The organism is Gordonia sp. LMA167 (assembly GCF_058130025.1).
The window spans coordinates 1,557,664-1,573,871 of sequence record NZ_CM176708.1 but is presented as its reverse complement, the minus strand read 5'-3'; the positions used below and the strand labels follow the sequence as shown (position 1 = coordinate 1,573,871).

The following is a 16,208-nucleotide window of genomic DNA, read 5'->3' as shown; positions in this document are numbered from 1 at the left end:
TGCGTATGTGGGAGTTTCGCGTGTTTCAGTCGTCGGTGGGCGGCTTCTCGGGTGCACCCGCGGTCCCTGCATCGGAGCCTGCGTCGGGCTTGGAGCCTGCGTCGGGTTCAGGGCCTGTGTCGGGGGCCCGGTCCACCTCGTCGAGCCGGTCCCATCGCGGCTCGTCCGGCTCGGCTGCGTACATGCGCTCGTCGGCGCGGGCGGCCCGGCGTCGCGCGCTGTCGGCGCTCCCGGCCAGATGCCGCACCGCGGTGTTGGCGAAGGCGATCAACGGGACCGCGAGCAGTCCGCCGATGATGCCGGCCGCGACGATGCCCGCACCGATACCCAGCACCACCGCCACCGGATGCAACCGGACCGAACGGCCCAACAGGAACGGTTGCAGCACATGACTCTCCAACTGCATGACGCCGACGACGATGCCGAGCGCGATGACCGCGGCGATCCACCCCTGGGTGACCAGGGCGACCATCACCGCGAGCGTCCCGGTCACCAGGGCACCGACAATCGGGATGAAGGCGCCGAGGAAGACCAGTGACGCCAGCGGCAACGCCAGCGGGACCCCGAGTATCGCCAGCCCCACCCCGATGCCCAGCGCGTCGACGAACGCCACCGCGACCGTCGCCCGGACGTATCCGACAAGGGTGCCGAAGCCCGCTGTCCCGGCCGCTCGGACCCGTCCGCGAGTGCCCGTGGGGATGACCTTGGTCACGAACGTCCAGATGTGGCCGCCGCCGTAGAGGAAGAAGATGAGCAGGAAAACCGACAGCAGCGCACCGGTGATGATCTCCGTGGCGGTGGTCGCGGTGGCCAGCGCGCCGCTGGTGACCTTGTCCTGGTTGTGCTGCAAGAAGTCGGTGACATCATTGCCGATGTTCTGGACCTGGTCGCGATTCACCCCGAACGGCCCGTTCACCAGCCAGTCACGGGACCGGTCGACGGTCACCGTGATCTGCCTCGTCAGCTCCGGGAACCCGTTGATGAACTCCTGCACGACGAAGGTCAGCACCGTGGCCAGCAGGCCCAGGGCCACAACCATCGTGATCACGACCGCCAAGGATCGCGGAGAACCGATGCGGTCGAGCCAGTCGACCACCGGCACCAGCATCGCGGCGCCGAGGATCGCGAGCGCCACCGGCACGAGCACTTCCTCGAACCTGTTGAAGATCATCAGCAGCACGTAGACGCCGGCGGCGATGACCAACAGCCGCCACGACCATTCGGCCGTGGCGCGGACCAACGGATGGACTTTTTCGCGGTCCGACGTCGCGATGCCGACGGGACGATTCTCTGACCGCGTTCGTCCCGCGGAGTCGGCATCACTCACGGTTATCAGCGTAGCTGTGGATATGGTGTGCACTATGTCGTCGGAGGGGTCCCGAACCGGGAGCGTCGCCACTCGGCCACGCTTCTGGTGGCTGCGGTGGCTCCTTCTCGCGATCGTGCTCGTCGTGCTGACCGTCGAGATCGTGTTCATCGCGCCGAGCCTCGAGGAGGCGTGGGAGCGGATCGGCGACCTCGACTGGGTCTGGCTGCTCGCGAGCCTGGGCGCCGCGTTGCTCTCGATGGACAGCTTTGCGCAGGTCCAGCGCGCGCTGCTGCGATCCGCGGGCGTGCGGGTGAAGCAGTGGCAGTCGCTCTCGGTGGTCCTGGCGTCGAACTCGGTCAGCCAGACCATGCCCGGCGGCCCCGTGCTCTCCCCCGCCTTCGTCTACCGCGAGACCCGCAAGTGGGGCGCGACACCGGTGGTCGCGTCCTGGCAGGTCGTGATGTCGGGCCTGCTGGCCGGTGTCGGGCTGGCCGTTCTCGGATTCGGCGGAGCACTGCTGGCAGGCGCCAAGACCAGCCCCTTCTCGGTCATCTTCTCGATCGTCGGATTCATCGCGGTCGCAGTCGTCTTCCAGTACTTCGCGAGCCATCCGGAGTCGTTGCAGAGCACGGTGCTGCGCGTCATGGATTGGGTCAACCAGATCCGCAACAAGCCCGCCCGGCATGGACACGACCGGGTGATGGACACCCTCGAGCAGTTGCGGGCGGTGCAGCTGACCCAACGTGACCTGGCGGTGTCCTTCGCGTGGAGCCTGTTCAACTGGATCGCCGACGTCGCCTGCCTCGCGTTCGCCTGCTGGGCGGTCGGCGCGCACCCCAGCATCTCGGGGCTGATGGTCGCCTATGCGGCCGGGAAGGCCGTCGGCACGGCCGTGCCGCTGCTGCCCGGGGGCATCGGGGTCGTCGACGCCGTGCTGGTCCCGGCTCTCACCAGCGCCGGCATGCCGGCCGCCGACGCGATCACCGCCGTGCTGGTCTACCGTCTGATCAGCTACGTGCTGGTTGCGGCAATCGGCTGGGTCGTCGTGGTGGTCATGTTCCGCAACAGCTTCCGCAAGGGCGACACCCTCGAGGAACAACTGGAAACCGACCTCGAATCGGACGAGACGACCGCGCCGGAGCAGGCCGGCGAGCACGACGCGGGCGCCGGAGATAGTCCACGCCCCGACGACCCGCTACCGTAAAGGACCATGTCGAGGTCTCCAACTGTCGCCACGGCCGACCCCCCGACGTCGTCGGGGGTGGCGGTGCCCGTACCGGTGAGCGCGCTGATCGATCTCGTCGCGATCACGGTGTTCGTCCTCATCGGCCGATCGAGTCACACCGAAGGCCTGGCGATCATCGGCGTGCTGCAGACGCTGTGGCCGTTCGCGGTGGGTGCGGCGGCCGGATGGTCGATCGCCTACGTCTTCTCCCATGTCCGTTCGAGTGACTGGTTCGGTCACGATTTCCACCCGGAGCGCATCGTGCCCGCCGGGCTGATGATCTGGTTCTGCGCGGTCGCGGTCGGGATGGTCCTGCGATATCTGCTGCATCAGGGCGTCGCGGTCAGCTTCGTCATCGTGGCGACGATCGTGCTCGGCCTGTTCCTGATCGGTTGGCGTGCTCTGGTCGGCGTCGTCGCGCGACGACGTGCGACCACCCGAAACCGATCGGCTATTTGATCCGGAAGTACTTCTGCGCCACCTGCAACGCGGCCGTACCCGACTTCTCGCCCTCGCAGTAGATCACGATCACCTTGCCGCCCTGCAGGCCGACGAACCAGCCCGGTCCCTGCGGGCCGTTCGTCCCGACCAGCGCCTTCAACCCGGGGGCCTGTGTGAGATCGCTGGCATCGCCGGTCTTGGCGGTGGTGGTCATGGCCTGCAGGATCGGGCCCGTCGTCGCCGGGTCCAGCTCACCGAGTGTGCCCGCCGCGACATTGGTCGGCACCCCCTTGATGACATAGGGCGCCACCGATGTCATCTGTCCCATCGAACTGCGCGCCATCGCCACACCGAGGGCAGCCATGTTCATCATCGACATGCGCATCGCATCCGGCCGGAAGTCCACCGTGGCGACGCCCGGCTGATCCGCCGTCGGCGTGCTCGCCCCCGGCACGGTGAACTGCACACCCAGACCCAGCCGATCCATGATGGCGTCGCCGGATTCCTGGTTGGCGTTGGCCGTCCGCTCCACCTCGGTGAGCACCGGGTTGAGCGTGCTGCCCACCGGGTATGTGGTGTCGACGTTGACGCCGCGGTCGATCGCATAACTGTTGCGCGCCATACCGAGGATCGCGCCGGTGGCCGCGTCGAGCGTCATGATGGTCGCGGGCTGCCCCACCTCGACGGCCGCGTCTCCCAGGGTGAGCTGCATGTTCTGGTCGACGGTGGTGTTCACGTCCGGCCCCGGAGGCCCCTGGTCACCCGCCAGCTTGCGCGGCTTGATGCCCGGCGCGACCATCTGCACCTGCCAGCCCGCGGTGGCGTCACGGATCGCCTGCCAGTAGTTCGTCAGCCCCGACTCCAGCGGCGACGCGAGTCGCCGGTCGGCCATCACGAGCATGCCGGCCTTCCGGACGATCACGCCCGGCACCGCATTCGGATCGGACTGCAGCACCGCCATGTCGGGGTCGCGCAGCGTGACCGCGGTGATCGGCTTCCCCGACGCCTGGGCCAGCTTCTCCGAGATCACCTGCGTGGTGATCAGCGGTGCGATCGGTTCCAGGGTGCGCGCCAGCGCCCGCGCCGACCGTCCGACGTCCTTCGTCTTCGTGGGATCGAGGATGATGTCGTTGACGGGCTGCAGGTACATGAAGGTCTTGCCGGACCGGCTCCGGACCCGCGGCGCCGGCGTGGCGTCGGTGCGGATCTCCCGCAGCTGCCCGCCGTTCGGCAGCCCGGGGTAGATGATCTTCGGCTCCCAGGTGATCTTCCAGCCCGTCGAGAGGTGGCGTGCGGTACCCGACGTCGTCGTCGCGAAGATCCGGCCCTTCTGCCAGCGCCAGGTGGTCTTCAACGAGAACGATGCAGTTCCGTCGCTGTATTCGACCGGCTTCTCGACCATCATGTCGACGTGCTCGGCATTCATCGCCTGCAAGGTCTGGGTCAGCGCCTCGCCTGCCTGGCCGGGCGCGGTGGTGTACTTCGCGGCGCCACCGGCATCCTGCCGTTCCATGGCATCGGCGAAATGACGGATCGCCCCGGCAGCGTCGTCGCTGCCGCCGCCGATCCCGCACGCACCGAGCGCGAGCACGAGGCTGCCCACCGCCGCGACGCAAGCCACCTTCGGCGAACGCCTGACCCAGATCTTCATAGTCTCAATTTTCACTCGTGTCACACTGGTTTTGGATGCCGTCAGCTTCCATTCGGGGATCCGACCGGTCACGATCGGGTCTCGCGTCGAAGCCGCGGTATCGGGAAGTGTGAGCAGCATCTCACGCCCCTCCTCAGCCCATAATGGGGCATGGACTTTCGAGTGATGGCGGCCGCCGACCGCGCGGTCACGACAACCGAGTGGCTCACGTCCCGCCATAGCTTCTCCTTCGGCGATCACTACGATCCATCCAACACGCATTACGGATCTCTGTTGGTGAATAACGATGATGTGGTCGCTCCGTTACAGGGCTTTGACCAACATCCGCACCGCGAGTCTGAAATCGTCACCTGGGTCACGTCCGGCTCACTGGTTCATCAGGATTCCGAGGGACACTCAGGTGTCGTCTATCCCGGTCTCGCACAACGGATGAGCGCCGGCACCGGCGTTTTGCACTCCGAACGAAACGACACCTGGCCGGACCGTCCGGAGGCGGGCTCAACGCCCGTGAATTTCGTGCAGATGTGGGTGATGCCCGATGAGCTGGGACTGCCTCCCTCCTACGCACAGTCCGATGTCGCCGACGAACTGGCCGGTGGAGGTCTGGTCCCCATCGCGTCCGGCGATCCGAAGGTGGATTCGGCGATACGGATCGCCAACAGATCGGCCACGCTGTATGCCGCACGAGTCGGCCCCGGCGGAGAGATCGCCCTCCCGGCCGGGCGTCATGTCCACGTCTACGTGGTCGACGGAACGCTCGAGCTGGCGGGCAGCACGCTGGACGTCGGCGACGCCGTGCGCGGTGCAGATCTGGGCGGTGAGGAGCTGACCGCCACCGCCGACGCCGAGGTGCTGATCTGGGCGATGGACCGCGACCTGGCCGAGCTCATGACGTGAGCCCCATCGGCGATCGCGGCGGCTGCTCGTGGGCGCTCACCGCAGCGACTCCAACAGTCGCAGCCACACCTCGCTGACGGTGGGATACGACGGCACAGCGTGCCAGAGGCGCTCGGTGCTGACCTCCCCGACGACCGCGACCGTCGCCGAATGGACGAGTTCGGCCGTGTCCGCACCGACGAACGTCGCGCCGACCAGCACATCACGCCCCCGGTCGATGACGAGCTTTGCGTGGCCCGCATAGTCCGGGTCGACGAGGTACGAGCCGGCCACGGAGATTTCGGTCTCGGCGATCACGACGTCGACACCATCGGCACGGGCCTGCGCCTCGGTCACCCCGACGGCCGCCATCTCCGGCCGGGTGAACACGACCTGTGGGACCGCGTTGCGGTCCGCCGACGCCGTGAACCGGGATCCGTCGATCGGGCGGCCGTCGGAGCGGGCGGCGATCACGTCCCCGGCCACTCGGCCCTGGTATTTGCCCATGTGGGTCAGGGCCACCCGGCCGTTGACGTCGCCGACCGCGTAGAGCCACGGATGACCGGGAACGGTCATGTGGTCATCGACCCGCAGCGGGCCCGACACCTCGATGCCGATCGAGTCCAGCCCGATGTCCGTAGTGGCCGGGGCTCGGCCCGCCGCGACGAGGATCTCGTCGACCTCGAGTTCGCCGGGGCGATCGTCCCCGGTCAGCGTCACCCGTGCCGGACCTCCGTGCACACGGCCGTATCCGGTGTCGGCGACGTCGGGCCGTTCGACACGGTCGATCTGCGTACCGAACCGGATGTCGGCGCCGCGCTCGGTCAACGCGGCGGCGACCCGCTCGGAGACGAACGGTTCGGTCTTGGGTAGCAACCGGCTGCCCCGCACCACCATGGTGAGGTCCCGCACCCCGAGGTCGAGCAACCAGGTGGCGGCCTCACACGCCACGACCCCACCGCCGAGCACCACCATGCGATCCGGCACCTCGACGAGGTTGGTCGCGTCGCGCGATGTCCACGGCAGCGCCGCGCGCAGCCCGGTGATGGGCGGGATCGAGGCGGTGCTGCCGGTGGCGACCACCACCGCCTGCCGCGCGACCACACGGCGTCCGCCGACCTGCACCTCACGCTCGCCGGCGATCCGCCCGTGCCCGCGGATGACGTCGATGCCCGATCGGCGTGCCCACTCGACCTGAGAGGTGTCATCGCGCGACCCGGTGATGGTGTCGCGCCGTTCGAGCGTGGGCTCCCGATCGGGCACCGTGGTGCTCAATCGTTCACGCGCGCCGGGTAACGCGGCGGCGGCGGCCAGCGCCGCCCCCGGTCCCAGCAGACCCTTGCTCGGCATGCATGCCCAATAAGAGCACTCCCCACCGACCAGTTCGTGTTCGATGATCACAGCGGTGCGATCGCTGCCGCGGATGGCGTAGTCCGCCGCGTTCTCCCCGACCGGTCCGCCGCCGATCACGATCACGTCATAGGTGTTGTTCCCGGCCGAGTCATCCATGCCGACCACCGTAGAAGAGATTCAGCCCTCGGCAGAGCCGGCTGACGAATCCCGGATGCGATGACAGGATGAACGGGTGACCGCTTCGCAGACTGACACCCCGCAGGCATCCGGAATCGATCTCAGCTGGGTCGACGACGGTGTCCGCGCCCAGGACGACCTGTTCACCCATGTGAACGGCAAATGGCTCTCCAGTCACGTGATCCCCGACGACCGGCCGCTCGACGGTGCCTTTCATGTGCTGCGTGACCGCGCCGAGGAGAACGTGCGCGACATCATCACCGAGTGCGCCGACGCCGACTCCTCCAGCGGCAGCGATGCCCAGAAGATCGGCGACCTCTACGCGTCCTTCATGGACACCGACCACATCGACGCGCTCGGCATCGGACCGATCCGTGGTGAGCTGGACAAGATCGCCGCGATCGACTCGACCGAGACACTCAGCCTCCGCCTCGGCCGGCTGCAACGACACGGAGTCAGCGGGCTGTTCGGCTTCTACGTCGACACCGATGCCAAACAGTCCGACCGCTACCTGGTGCACGTTGTGCAATCCGGCCTGGGCCTGCCCGACGAGTCCTACTACCGCGAGGACAAGCACGCCGAGACCCGCGACGCCTACGTCGCGCACGTCGGACGAATGTTCACACTCGCCGGACTCGAGGACGCCGAGGCCCGCGCCCGGACTGTGCTGGAACTCGAGACCGCGCTCGCCGGCCACCACTGGGATGTGGTTGCCCGGCGCGACGCCGAGAAGACCTACAACCTGATGACGTTCGCCGATTTCGCCGACACGGCAGGCACTTTCGACGTGACGACGTGGCTCGGCGGGCTGGGGACCACGAGTGACTCGACCTTCGCCGAGGTCGTGGTCGGGCAGCCGTCGTTCGTCGCCGGCGCAGGCGAACTCATCGCTTCCCGGTCTCTCGAGGACTGGAAGACCTGGCTGGCCTGGCGACTGCTGCATTCGGCCGCGCCGTACCTGTCCTCGGAGTTCGTCGACGAGAACTTCGCCTTCTACGGCCGCACCCTCACCGGCACGGAGACCATCCGCGACCGCTGGAAGCGCGGGGTCGGTTTCGTCGAGGGCGCGATGGGATTCGCCGTCGGAAAGCTTTACGTGGACAAGCATTTTCCACCGGAGGCCAAGGCCCGGATGGACGAGCTGATCGACAACCTCGTCGAGGCATACCGTCGCAACATCTCCGATCTGGATTGGATGACGCCGACGACACGCGAGAAGGCGCTGACCAAGCTGGCAAAGTTCACCCCCAAGATCGGCTATCCGGTCCGGTGGCGCGACTACGGCACGCTGACTGTCGACCGCGGCGATCTCATCGGGAACGTCGCCCGCGCTTCGTCTTTCGAGCAGGACCGAGAGTTCGCCAAGATCGGTCAGCCGGTGGACCACGACGAGTGGTTCATGACGCCGCAGACGGTCAATGCCTACTACAACCCGGGCATGAACGAGATCGTGTTCCCGGCCGCCATCCTGCAGCCGCCGTTCTTCGACCCGGACGCCGATGACGCCGCCAACTACGGCGGGATCGGCGCCGTGATCGGCCACGAGATCGGCCACGGCTTCGACGATCAGGGCGCGAAGTACGACGGCGACGGCAATCTGGTGGACTGGTGGACCGACGACGACCGTACCGAGTTCTCCACCCGGACACGCAAACTCATCGACCAGTACAGCGAGTTCACCCCACTCGGGCTGGACGAGCAGTACAAGGTCAACGGCGAGTTCACCATCGGTGAGAACATCGGCGACCTCGGAGGTCTGTCGATCGCGCTCGTCGCCTACCAACTCGCGACCGATTCTCAGACGCCGCCGACGATCGACGGACTGTCCGGCACGCAGCGGGTCTTCTTCAGCTGGGCACAGATCTGGCGCACCAAAACGCGTGACGCCGAGGCGATCCGCCGCCTGTCGATCGACCCGCACTCGCCGCCGGAGTTCCGGTGCAACGGGGTGGTCCGCAACGTCGACGCGTTCTACGACGCGTTCGATGTCGGACCCGGCGATGCGCTCTACCTCGACGAATCCGAACGCGTCCGGATCTGGTAGGCGTCCGGTGGCGCACGAGATCGGGGGACTCGGCGACGCGCGCGCCAACGTCGGCCGCCGACAGGTGGTGAAGGCGATCGTCAGGCCGATCCTGGCGGCGGTGATCCTGCTGGCCTGCTATTTCCTGCTGCCGATCCAGAAGGACAGTTCGGTCAACATCGTCGGACTGTCCCTGGGGGCCATCGTGTTGACCGCCTTCTGCGCCTGGGAGATCCGGCATTTCATCCGGTCGCCGTATCCGGTGGCCACCGCGGTGGAGATGCTGGTCGCGATCGCCGCGTTCTACATCGTGGCGTTCGCGACCGTGTACTACCTGTTCTCGGAGTACTCCGCCGGCAGCATGAACACACACCTCACCAGGATCGATGCGCTCTACTTCTGCCTCACGGTGTTCACCACGACGGGATTCGGGGACATCTCCGCGGTGTCGCAGGGCGCGCGGGTGGCCGTATCGATCCAGATGGTCAGCACCCTGGTCTTGCTGGGCCTGGGCCTGCGGTTCCTCAACCTGCTGGTGAACGCCCGCGTCAAACGCTGACGCCGAATCACGAGCGACAGCCCCCCGCCCCCCGATGAGCGACCTCACCAACCCCGCTCCCCGGGGAGCGAGCGTCACCACCCGCCCCCTGAGGAGCGAGCGTGCGAGCATCACCACCCGCCCCCACCCCGGCCCCTGAGGAGCCTCCGAGCTTGCGAGGATGCGTCACGAAGGGCCGCCCACGACTGGACGGCCCTTCGTGATGATGCGTTAAGCGCTGACGGGCGGTCGTTCCCTCAGTAGTCGTCGTCGCCGTAGACCACCATGCCGCGGATGTTGTTGCCCGCCAGCATGTCGTCATAGGCCTCGTTGATCTGTTCGAGCTTGTAGGTCTGCGTGACCAGATCACTCAGATTGAGCTTGCCGGCACGGAACTCGTTGAGCAGCGTCGGCACCTGGGTGCGCGGGCTCGCGCCACCGAAGATCGCGCCCTGCACCCGCTTCTGCAGCAGCGTCAGCTCGAACAGGTTCATCTGCGCGTCCATCGAGGCGAAATTGCCCATACCGGTCACGATCACCTGCCCACCCTTACCGGTCAGGCTCAGAGCCGGCTGGATCATCGATCCGTCGATCTCGCCGACGGTCAGGATGGTGGTGTTGGCCATCTTGCCCCAGCTGATCTCACCGAGAACCGGCAGCGCCTCCTCCATCGACTCGAAGGTGTGCGTGGCACCCAACTTCTCGGCCATCTGACGCTTGAACGGCACCGGGTCGACGGCGGCGACGATGCGCGCACCCGCCGCCGCGGCGCCCTGCACCGAGTTGATGCCCACACCGCCGACCCCGACCACCACGACGATGTCACCGGCATGCGTTCCGCCGATCTCGACGGCCGAGCCCCATCCGGTCGCCACGCCGCAGCCCAGCAACGCGGCCTGCTGAAGGGGGATGTCGTCTTCGATCTTGACCAGCGACGCCTGGTTGACCGTGATGTACGGCGCGAACGTGCCGAGCAGGCACATCTGGGTCAGCCCCTCGCCGTCGCTGGTGTGCGCACGGTGGGTGTCGTCGGAGATCGACAGGCCGGTGAGCAGACGGGCACCTTCGTCGCAGAAGTTCTGGTCGCCCCGGGAACAGGGGTCGCAGACACCGCACGCCGGGATGAAGGCGGTGACGACGTGGTCACCCTCCTTCAGGTTGGTGACGCCGGGCCCCACCTTGGTGACCACGCCTGCGCCCTCATGGCCGCCGAGGACGGGCATGGGTGCCGGGCTGTCACCGGTGCGCAGGTGATGGTCGGAGTGACACAGACCCGAGCTGACCAGCTTGACCTGGACCTCACCCGCGACCGGGTCGCCGAGTTCGAACTCCTCGATCTGCCACTTCTCGCCCGGATTGCGGAGAATTGCACCCTTGGTCTTCATATAGCGCACCTTTCTATGAGCAACGATGTGCGATCTGACTCACATCGTTGCCGCATATGCACCAGTGCGCATACGAAACCGCTGGACACGTTGGGGCGGTGAGGGTTTGGCAGCCGTCAACGGCGACTCCCTGCTCAGTGCACAGACGCCGCCGATCCGGCACCGCGGAAGTCGCCCGCGGGCGCGAACCGTTCCAGCAGGTCAGGGACGGTCCTGCCGCTCACGGTCTCCAGGAAGGCGACCACATCTGCTCGGCTGGTGATGTCGAGCAGCGGGGTGGGGTCCGACAGCAGTCCGAACAGCGACCGCCCCACCTCTGGACTCTGCGATGCGGCCGGGAAGGCGAGTTCGAGGTGGTCCGCATAATCGGGGTCGCCGAGGTACAGCCGGGTGACCTCCACGGCGGCGCGCCCCCGACGACTCCAGTGCTTCTCCCACTCGTGCTGCAGGAATGCCTCGTCGAACGGCCCCTGGTGGGCGGCGGCAGCCTCCACCAACTCGGCAACCTGGATCAGACCGTTCTGCGCGCCCTGTCCGGCGACCGGATCGACGGCGATCGCGGTGTCCCCGATCGCCAATATCGGCCGGCCGCCGACGGTGCGACCCACCGCGTGTCGCACCGTGGGTGTGACCGCACCGGTCAACCAGCTCTGGGGATCGTCGATGACGTGCAACTTCTCGATCTCCGCGGCATCCTCGGGAAAGAAGTCCCGGAACAGGCCGACGACCGTGTCCCGCGCGGACCGTGCGTCGTTCACCCGGGCGAACCGCTCGGCCCACTGTCCGTCGGGCTTGGCGAAGCCGAGAAACGACCAGGTCGCGCCGGCATCCTTGTGCTGGAACGGCCCGAAGAAGACCTCGCCGTTCGCAGCGTCGAGGTTGAAGAGATTCTCGGCGGCGCCTGGACGCGTCCGATAACCGAGGTCGAGCTCGGGGTCGGCCGCGAGTGTCACCTGTAGCAGGTGACGTTGTGGACGGTCGTAGTGCGTCCGTTCCCTGTCGATCTCGAACGCACCCGAGAGCCCACCCTTGCCGGTGGCGACCAACACCAGATCATGATCTGCCGCAATCTGATCGAGCCGATCGGGATCGACCGATTCCACCTGCAGACGGCCTCCGAGATCGAGGAACTCGCCGATGCGGTCATCGGCGCGCAGTCGGACGTCCACGGCCTGCGCCTGGTATCCGAACTCGGGGTTGAACTCGAGAACCCGTTGCCGCGCACCGTCGTCGTCGGCGTACAGGCGCACGCTGATCCCGGTCGTGTTGCCGATGTCATAGCGGTCCTCGACGATCCGTGCGTCCCACTCCCGCGACGCGCCGAACAGGATCGCCACGCCGGTCGGCGGCACGTCATCGCGCAGCGACCTCCGATCGCGATCGCTGAACAGCGTGACGTCGAAATCCGCCTTGGCCAGGCCCATAGCCGCAGACGCCCCGGCGATGCCGGCGCCGATCACGGCGGCTGATCTTCTGTCAGACATACAATCTCCTCAATTGTGAATGTGATGTGGCCCGTGGATGTTTCATTCGGGCTCAGACGCCGGGACGCACTCCCGCGCTCCACGCATAGGGCAGGTCGGCGCCGTTGAGCAGGTGGTCGCCGATCGCCCGCAGTTTCTGGTTGATCGGGTTGTGCACTGCGAGGGTGCGTGCGTTGCGCCAATGCCGGTCGAGTGCCAGATCCTCCGCGACGATCGACGCGCCGCCGACCTCGAACAGTTCGGTGGTCGCGGTGAGCACCTGAGCCGCAACACCCGCCTGCGCCTGCCCGGCCGCGAGTTCTACCGCAGCGATCCCATCCGGGTCGTTCGGGTCGCCCGCGAGCAGGTCGTCGAGAAGGTCGGCGACGGACAACACCGCGGCCCGGGTACAGAAGGCCGCCGACGACAGGCGGCCGATCACCTCCTGCACCAACGGGTCGTCGCGCTGCCGATCCGCAACCGAGTGGGTGAAGGTCCGGGTGCGGGCGGCAACCCAGGCGATCGCATCGTCTTGCGCACGACGTGCGATCCCGGCGAGCGCGGCGAGCTGGAACAACTGCAGGTACGACGTGGCATAGGTCGGTCCCGCGGTCCCGTAGCCGGCACCGACGATCTCGGCGTCATCGATGACGGCGTCGGTGAAGATCGTTGTCCCGCTGGCGGTGAGGCGCTGCCCGAACCCGCGCCAATCGTCCACCCGGTCCACACCCTCACGGTCCACCGGCACCAGGACGCTGACCCGCTCGCCGGCCCGGTCCGCGGCGACGAGGATGTGCGTGGCGTACAACGAACCCGTGCTGTAGAACTTCTCCCCGTTGAGCAGCCAGCGGTCGCCCGACCGCGTCAGTCGAGTGCGGTATCCGTCGATGGCGCCGTCGCCCGCCTCGGTGATCGCATTGCCCACGAGGATGCCGTCCGCGATCGCCGCGAGCAGTCGTTCGTCACCGGAGATGATCTGATCCTCCACAAAGGCGAAGTGCACCCGCAACGCCTGGGGAATATTGGAATCGGCGGCCGCGAGATCCACCAGCTCGGCGAACAGCTCGCGCACGGAGACACCCGATCCGCCGACGCCCCCGTTCAGGCGAAGGGAACCGAACCCGTTGTCCCACAGCCGCCTGATCTCGGCGTGCGGCAACGCACGGTCGCGTTCCCGCTGCACCGACCCGTTCGCGATCTCGGCATAGATGTCGGTGAAACGGGCGGGAAGTCGTGACCGTCGTGCAGAGCGCACACGGTGATCGGTGTCAATCGTCATGTGCGGCACCATGCCAAACCCTCGAGACCGACGCACCCATTGGAATCTGGGCGCGCGAAACCGCGTCGGCTCGACATCGGAGCGGCCACGACGCTTCGGCCCAGCGTGAATCCAACCCTTCCCGCGCGGTGCGGAATCCGCGAGGGTTTGGCGTCGAATGTCCATCAAACGTTTTGGAGAAGCCGATGTCCACGGAAAGAATCGCCGACGAGGTCGGGTTCGCCTATTGGGTACCCAATGTGAGCGGCGGACTCGTCACGAGTGATATCGAGCAGCGAACGGACTGGAACTACGACTACAACGTCCGACTCGCCCGAATCGCAGAGAACAACGGGTTCTCCTACGCCCTGTCCCAGGTGCGGTACGAGGCCAGCTACGGTGCCGAATACCAGCACGAGTCCACCAGTTTCAGCCTCGCCCTGCTGCTGGCCACCGAGCGGCTGAAGGTGATCGCGGCGGTTCACCCAGGACTGTGGCACCCGGCCGTCCTGGCCAAGTTCGGCGCAACCGCCGACCACCTGTCCAACGGACGCTTCGCCATCAACGTCGTCAGTGGATGGTTCAAGGACGAGTTCACGCACCTCGGCGAACCGTGGCTCGAGCACGACGAACGGTATCGCCGCAGCGCGGAGTTCCTCCAGGTCATCCGCGAGATCTGGACGCAGGACAACGTCGACTTCCGGGGTGATTTCTACCGCATCCATGATTTCACTCTCAAGCCCAAGCCCCTCAACACCGCTGCGCGGCCGAATCCCGAACTCTTCCAAGGTGGTAACTCCACGGCGGCCCGCAACAACGGCGGTCGCTACGCGGACTGGTACTTCTCCAACGGCAAGGACTTCGACGGGGTCACCGAGCAGATCGACGATCTCCGTGCCGTTGCCCGGGCCCATGACCGCGACGTCAGGTTCGGTCTCAACGCCTTCATCATCGCTCGCGACACCGAGGCCGAGGCGCAGGACACCCTTCGCGAGATCATCGAGAAGGCCAATCGACCTGCGGTCGAAGGCTTCCGGGACGCCGTCCGCCACGCCGGCAGCTCCACATCGGACCACAAGGGCATGTGGGCGGACTCGTCCTTCGAGGACCTGGTGCAATACAACGACGGGTTCCGCAGCCGGCTGATCGGCACGCCGGAGCAGATCGCCGAGCGCATCGTCGCCTACAAACGCCTCGGCGTCGACCTGATCCTCGGCGGATTCCTCCATTTCCAGGAAGAGATCGAGTATTTCGGTAGCCGGGTGTTGCCCCTCGTGCGTGAGCTGGAGGCATCGGAGAGGTCCAGCCGGATCTGATGAGGTCTGTACCCGTACTCGACAGCAACGAGGCGATCGCGGTCGCGGCCGACCTGGGCGAGGTGTTCGCGAAAGGGGCCGCCGACCGGGATCGAGACAAGATCCTGCCCGTCGACGAGATCCGACGCCTCGCAGCTTCCGGGCTCCTGGCGATCACGGTGCCGGCCGAACTCGGTGGTGCCGACCTCCCGGCGAGCACCGTCGCGGAGGTCTTCCGTCTCATCTCCGAGGGCGACCCCAACATCGGGCAGATCCCGCACAGCCACTTCGTGTTCGTCAATCAGCTGCGGCTGCAGGGGACACCCGAGCAGCAGGCGCGCATCCTCCCCGCGGTGCTGGCCGGCGCGACGCTCGGCAACGCGCAATCCGAACGCGGCACCAGGCACATCCGTCAGTACACGACCACATTGCGGCGCGACGGCGACGCCTGGCGGCTCGACGGCACCAAGTTCTATTGCACCGGAGCGCTCTTCGCCGATTGGATCCCGACCCTGGCCCACCTCGGTGAGGACGGTCCGCTCCATGTCGCGTGGGTGCGACGCGACGCCGACGGCGTCGAGGTGGTCGATGACTGGGATGCGCTGGGCCAGCGGACGACCGCCAGCGGCACCGTGCGGTTGCGCAATGTGCGCGTCGCCGACGACCTGATCACCGACTTCGCGGCAACCTTCACCGGCCCCACCACCTACGGGGCATTCGCGCAGTTGCTCCACTGCGCCATCGACGCGGGGATCGCCCGGGCGGCCCTGCACGACGCCGCGGAGTTCGTGACGACCAAGAGTCGGCCACACCCGGACGCCGGGGTCGATCGCGCCGCCGACGACCCGCTGGTCGTGCACGCGTTCGGCGAGATGGAACTCGCTGTCCGTGGCGCCGAAGCCCTGCTCGTCGAGGCGGGCCGGGCGGTCGATCACGCCGATGCGGATCTCGATGTGGCGACCGCAGCGGCGGCCACACTTGCCGTGGCCGCCGCACGTGCGGCGGCCGCAAAGGCCGCGGTCGATGTCGCCAGTCGCCTGTTCGAGGTCGCCGGCACGCGTTCGGCCGTGGCCGGCGAGTCACTCGACCGACATTGGCGCAACGCCCGTACCCACACCCTGCACGACCCCGCATCGTGGAAGGTCCAGCACCTCGGCCGCTGGGCGGTCGACGGCACCCTACCCCCACGCACCGGACAGCTCTGACCACGTTGA

13 protein-coding genes are annotated in these 16,208 nt (G+C 67.1%); 7 read left to right on the top strand and 6 right to left on the bottom strand.

Translation table 11 applies throughout. The features are described from left to right. Positions 1–25 precede the first annotated feature (25 nt). Positions 26–1,327: an AI-2E family transporter gene (locus tag ACVT6V_RS07075; RefSeq protein ID WP_489899090.1), complete on the bottom strand. Its 1,302-nt coding sequence runs from the start codon at positions 1,325–1,327 to the stop codon at positions 26–28. Positions 1,328–1,361: 34 nt separating this feature from the next. Here ACVT6V_RS07075 and ACVT6V_RS07070 point away from each other — a divergent pair, with 34 nt between their 5' ends. Both ACVT6V_RS07070 and ACVT6V_RS07065 read left to right on the top strand, forming a co-directional pair. Then, complete coding sequence (locus ACVT6V_RS07070) at positions 1,362–2,513, top strand: lysylphosphatidylglycerol synthase transmembrane domain-containing protein (protein WP_489899089.1); 1,152 nt, start codon at positions 1,362–1,364, stop codon at positions 2,511–2,513. A gap of 6 nt (positions 2,514–2,519) precedes the next feature. Then, positions 2,520–2,993 (top strand): DUF3054 domain-containing protein, encoded by a 474-nt coding sequence (locus ACVT6V_RS07065; protein WP_489899088.1) that lies wholly within the window; start codon positions 2,520–2,522, stop codon positions 2,991–2,993. On the opposite strand, the gene ACVT6V_RS07060 is transcribed toward ACVT6V_RS07065, so the two are convergent. Next, positions 2,986–4,626, bottom strand: coding sequence for an NTF2-like N-terminal transpeptidase domain-containing protein (locus ACVT6V_RS07060; protein ID WP_489899087.1), 1,641 nt, complete (start codon positions 4,624–4,626; stop codon positions 2,986–2,988). The two genes, ACVT6V_RS07065 and ACVT6V_RS07060, sit on opposite strands and share 8 nt — an antisense overlap. Positions 4,627–4,776: 150 nt before the next feature. On the opposite strand from ACVT6V_RS07060, the gene ACVT6V_RS07055 reads away from it, so the two are divergent. Next, the gene (locus tag ACVT6V_RS07055; RefSeq protein ID WP_489899086.1) at positions 4,777–5,523 is read left to right on the top strand and encodes a pirin family protein; all 747 of its coding nucleotides are present in this window, start codon (positions 4,777–4,779) and stop codon (positions 5,521–5,523) included. A 36-nt stretch (positions 5,524–5,559) separates the two neighbouring features. Here ACVT6V_RS07055 and ACVT6V_RS07050 read toward each other — a convergent pair whose 3' ends face one another. Further along, complete coding sequence (locus tag ACVT6V_RS07050) at positions 5,560–7,011, bottom strand: dihydrolipoyl dehydrogenase family protein (protein ID WP_489899085.1); 1,452 nt, start codon at positions 7,009–7,011, stop codon at positions 5,560–5,562. 76 nt (positions 7,012–7,087) lie between these two features. On the opposite strand from ACVT6V_RS07050, the gene ACVT6V_RS07045 reads away from it, so the two are divergent. Together ACVT6V_RS07045 and ACVT6V_RS07040 are read left to right on the top strand one after the other, a co-directional pair. Further along, positions 7,088–9,076 (top strand): M13 family metallopeptidase, encoded by a 1,989-nt coding sequence (locus tag ACVT6V_RS07045; protein WP_489899084.1) that lies wholly within the window; start codon positions 7,088–7,090, stop codon positions 9,074–9,076. Next, a complete protein-coding gene (locus ACVT6V_RS07040; RefSeq protein WP_489899083.1) occupies positions 9,033–9,614 on the top strand; it encodes a potassium channel family protein in 582 nt (193 codons plus the stop codon). The genes ACVT6V_RS07045 and ACVT6V_RS07040 overlap by 44 nt, the downstream gene beginning before the upstream one ends. Before the next feature lie 236 nt (positions 9,615–9,850). Here ACVT6V_RS07040 and ACVT6V_RS07035 read toward each other — a convergent pair whose 3' ends face one another. The 3 genes from ACVT6V_RS07035 to ACVT6V_RS07025 all read right to left on the bottom strand — a co-directional run bounded on the left by ACVT6V_RS07035 (position 9,851) and on the right by ACVT6V_RS07025 (position 13,720). Further along, positions 9,851–10,978: an NDMA-dependent alcohol dehydrogenase gene (locus ACVT6V_RS07035; protein ID WP_489899082.1), complete on the bottom strand. Its 1,128-nt coding sequence runs from the start codon at positions 10,976–10,978 to the stop codon at positions 9,851–9,853. A 134-nt stretch (positions 10,979–11,112) separates the two neighbouring features. Then, a complete protein-coding gene (locus tag ACVT6V_RS07030) occupies positions 11,113–12,462 on the bottom strand; it encodes a styrene monooxygenase/indole monooxygenase family protein (protein WP_489899081.1) in 1,350 nt (449 codons plus the stop codon). 52 nt (positions 12,463–12,514) lie between these two features. Next, positions 12,515–13,720 (bottom strand): acyl-CoA dehydrogenase family protein, encoded by a 1,206-nt coding sequence (locus ACVT6V_RS07025; RefSeq protein ID WP_489899080.1) that lies wholly within the window; start codon positions 13,718–13,720, stop codon positions 12,515–12,517. 185 nt (positions 13,721–13,905) lie between these two features. On the opposite strand from ACVT6V_RS07025, the gene sfnG reads away from it, so the two are divergent. Both sfnG and ACVT6V_RS07015 read left to right on the top strand, forming a co-directional pair. Then, on the top strand, positions 13,906–15,015 hold the full coding sequence (gene sfnG / locus ACVT6V_RS07020) for a dimethylsulfone monooxygenase SfnG (RefSeq protein WP_489899079.1): 1,110 nt from the start codon (positions 13,906–13,908) through the stop codon (positions 15,013–15,015). Continuing rightward, positions 15,015–16,199 (top strand): SfnB family sulfur acquisition oxidoreductase, encoded by a 1,185-nt coding sequence (locus ACVT6V_RS07015; RefSeq protein WP_489899078.1) that lies wholly within the window; start codon positions 15,015–15,017, stop codon positions 16,197–16,199. Before sfnG ends, ACVT6V_RS07015 begins: the two co-directional genes overlap by 1 nt. The last annotated feature ends 9 nt before the right edge of the window (positions 16,200–16,208 follow it).

Excerpts from the sequence above, each read along its gene's own strand:
- sfnG (WP_489899079.1), top strand. The coding sequence starts at position 13,906 with ATGTCCACGGAAAGAATCGCCGACGAGGTCGGGTTCGCCTATTGGGTA.
- ACVT6V_RS07035 (WP_489899082.1), bottom strand. The coding sequence starts at position 10,978 with ATGAAGACCAAGGGTGCAATTCTCCGCAATCCGGGCGAGAAGTGGCAG.
- ACVT6V_RS07055 (WP_489899086.1), top strand. The coding sequence starts at position 4,777 with ATGGACTTTCGAGTGATGGCGGCCGCCGACCGCGCGGTCACGACAACC.
- ACVT6V_RS07040 (WP_489899083.1), top strand. The coding sequence starts at position 9,033 with ATGCGCTCTACCTCGACGAATCCGAACGCGTCCGGATCTGGTAGGCGT.
- ACVT6V_RS07030 (WP_489899081.1), bottom strand. The coding sequence starts at position 12,462 with ATGTCTGACAGAAGATCAGCCGCCGTGATCGGCGCCGGCATCGCCGGG.
- ACVT6V_RS07050 (WP_489899085.1), bottom strand. The coding sequence starts at position 7,011 with ATGGATGACTCGGCCGGGAACAACACCTATGACGTGATCGTGATCGGC.
- ACVT6V_RS07065 (WP_489899088.1), top strand. The coding sequence starts at position 2,520 with ATGTCGAGGTCTCCAACTGTCGCCACGGCCGACCCCCCGACGTCGTCG.
- ACVT6V_RS07060 (WP_489899087.1), bottom strand. The coding sequence starts at position 4,626 with ATGAAGATCTGGGTCAGGCGTTCGCCGAAGGTGGCTTGCGTCGCGGCG.
- ACVT6V_RS07070 (WP_489899089.1), top strand. The coding sequence starts at position 1,362 with ATGTCGTCGGAGGGGTCCCGAACCGGGAGCGTCGCCACTCGGCCACGC.
- ACVT6V_RS07015 (WP_489899078.1), top strand. The coding sequence starts at position 15,015 with ATGAGGTCTGTACCCGTACTCGACAGCAACGAGGCGATCGCGGTCGCG.
- ACVT6V_RS07025 (WP_489899080.1), bottom strand. The coding sequence starts at position 13,720 with ATGACGATTGACACCGATCACCGTGTGCGCTCTGCACGACGGTCACGA.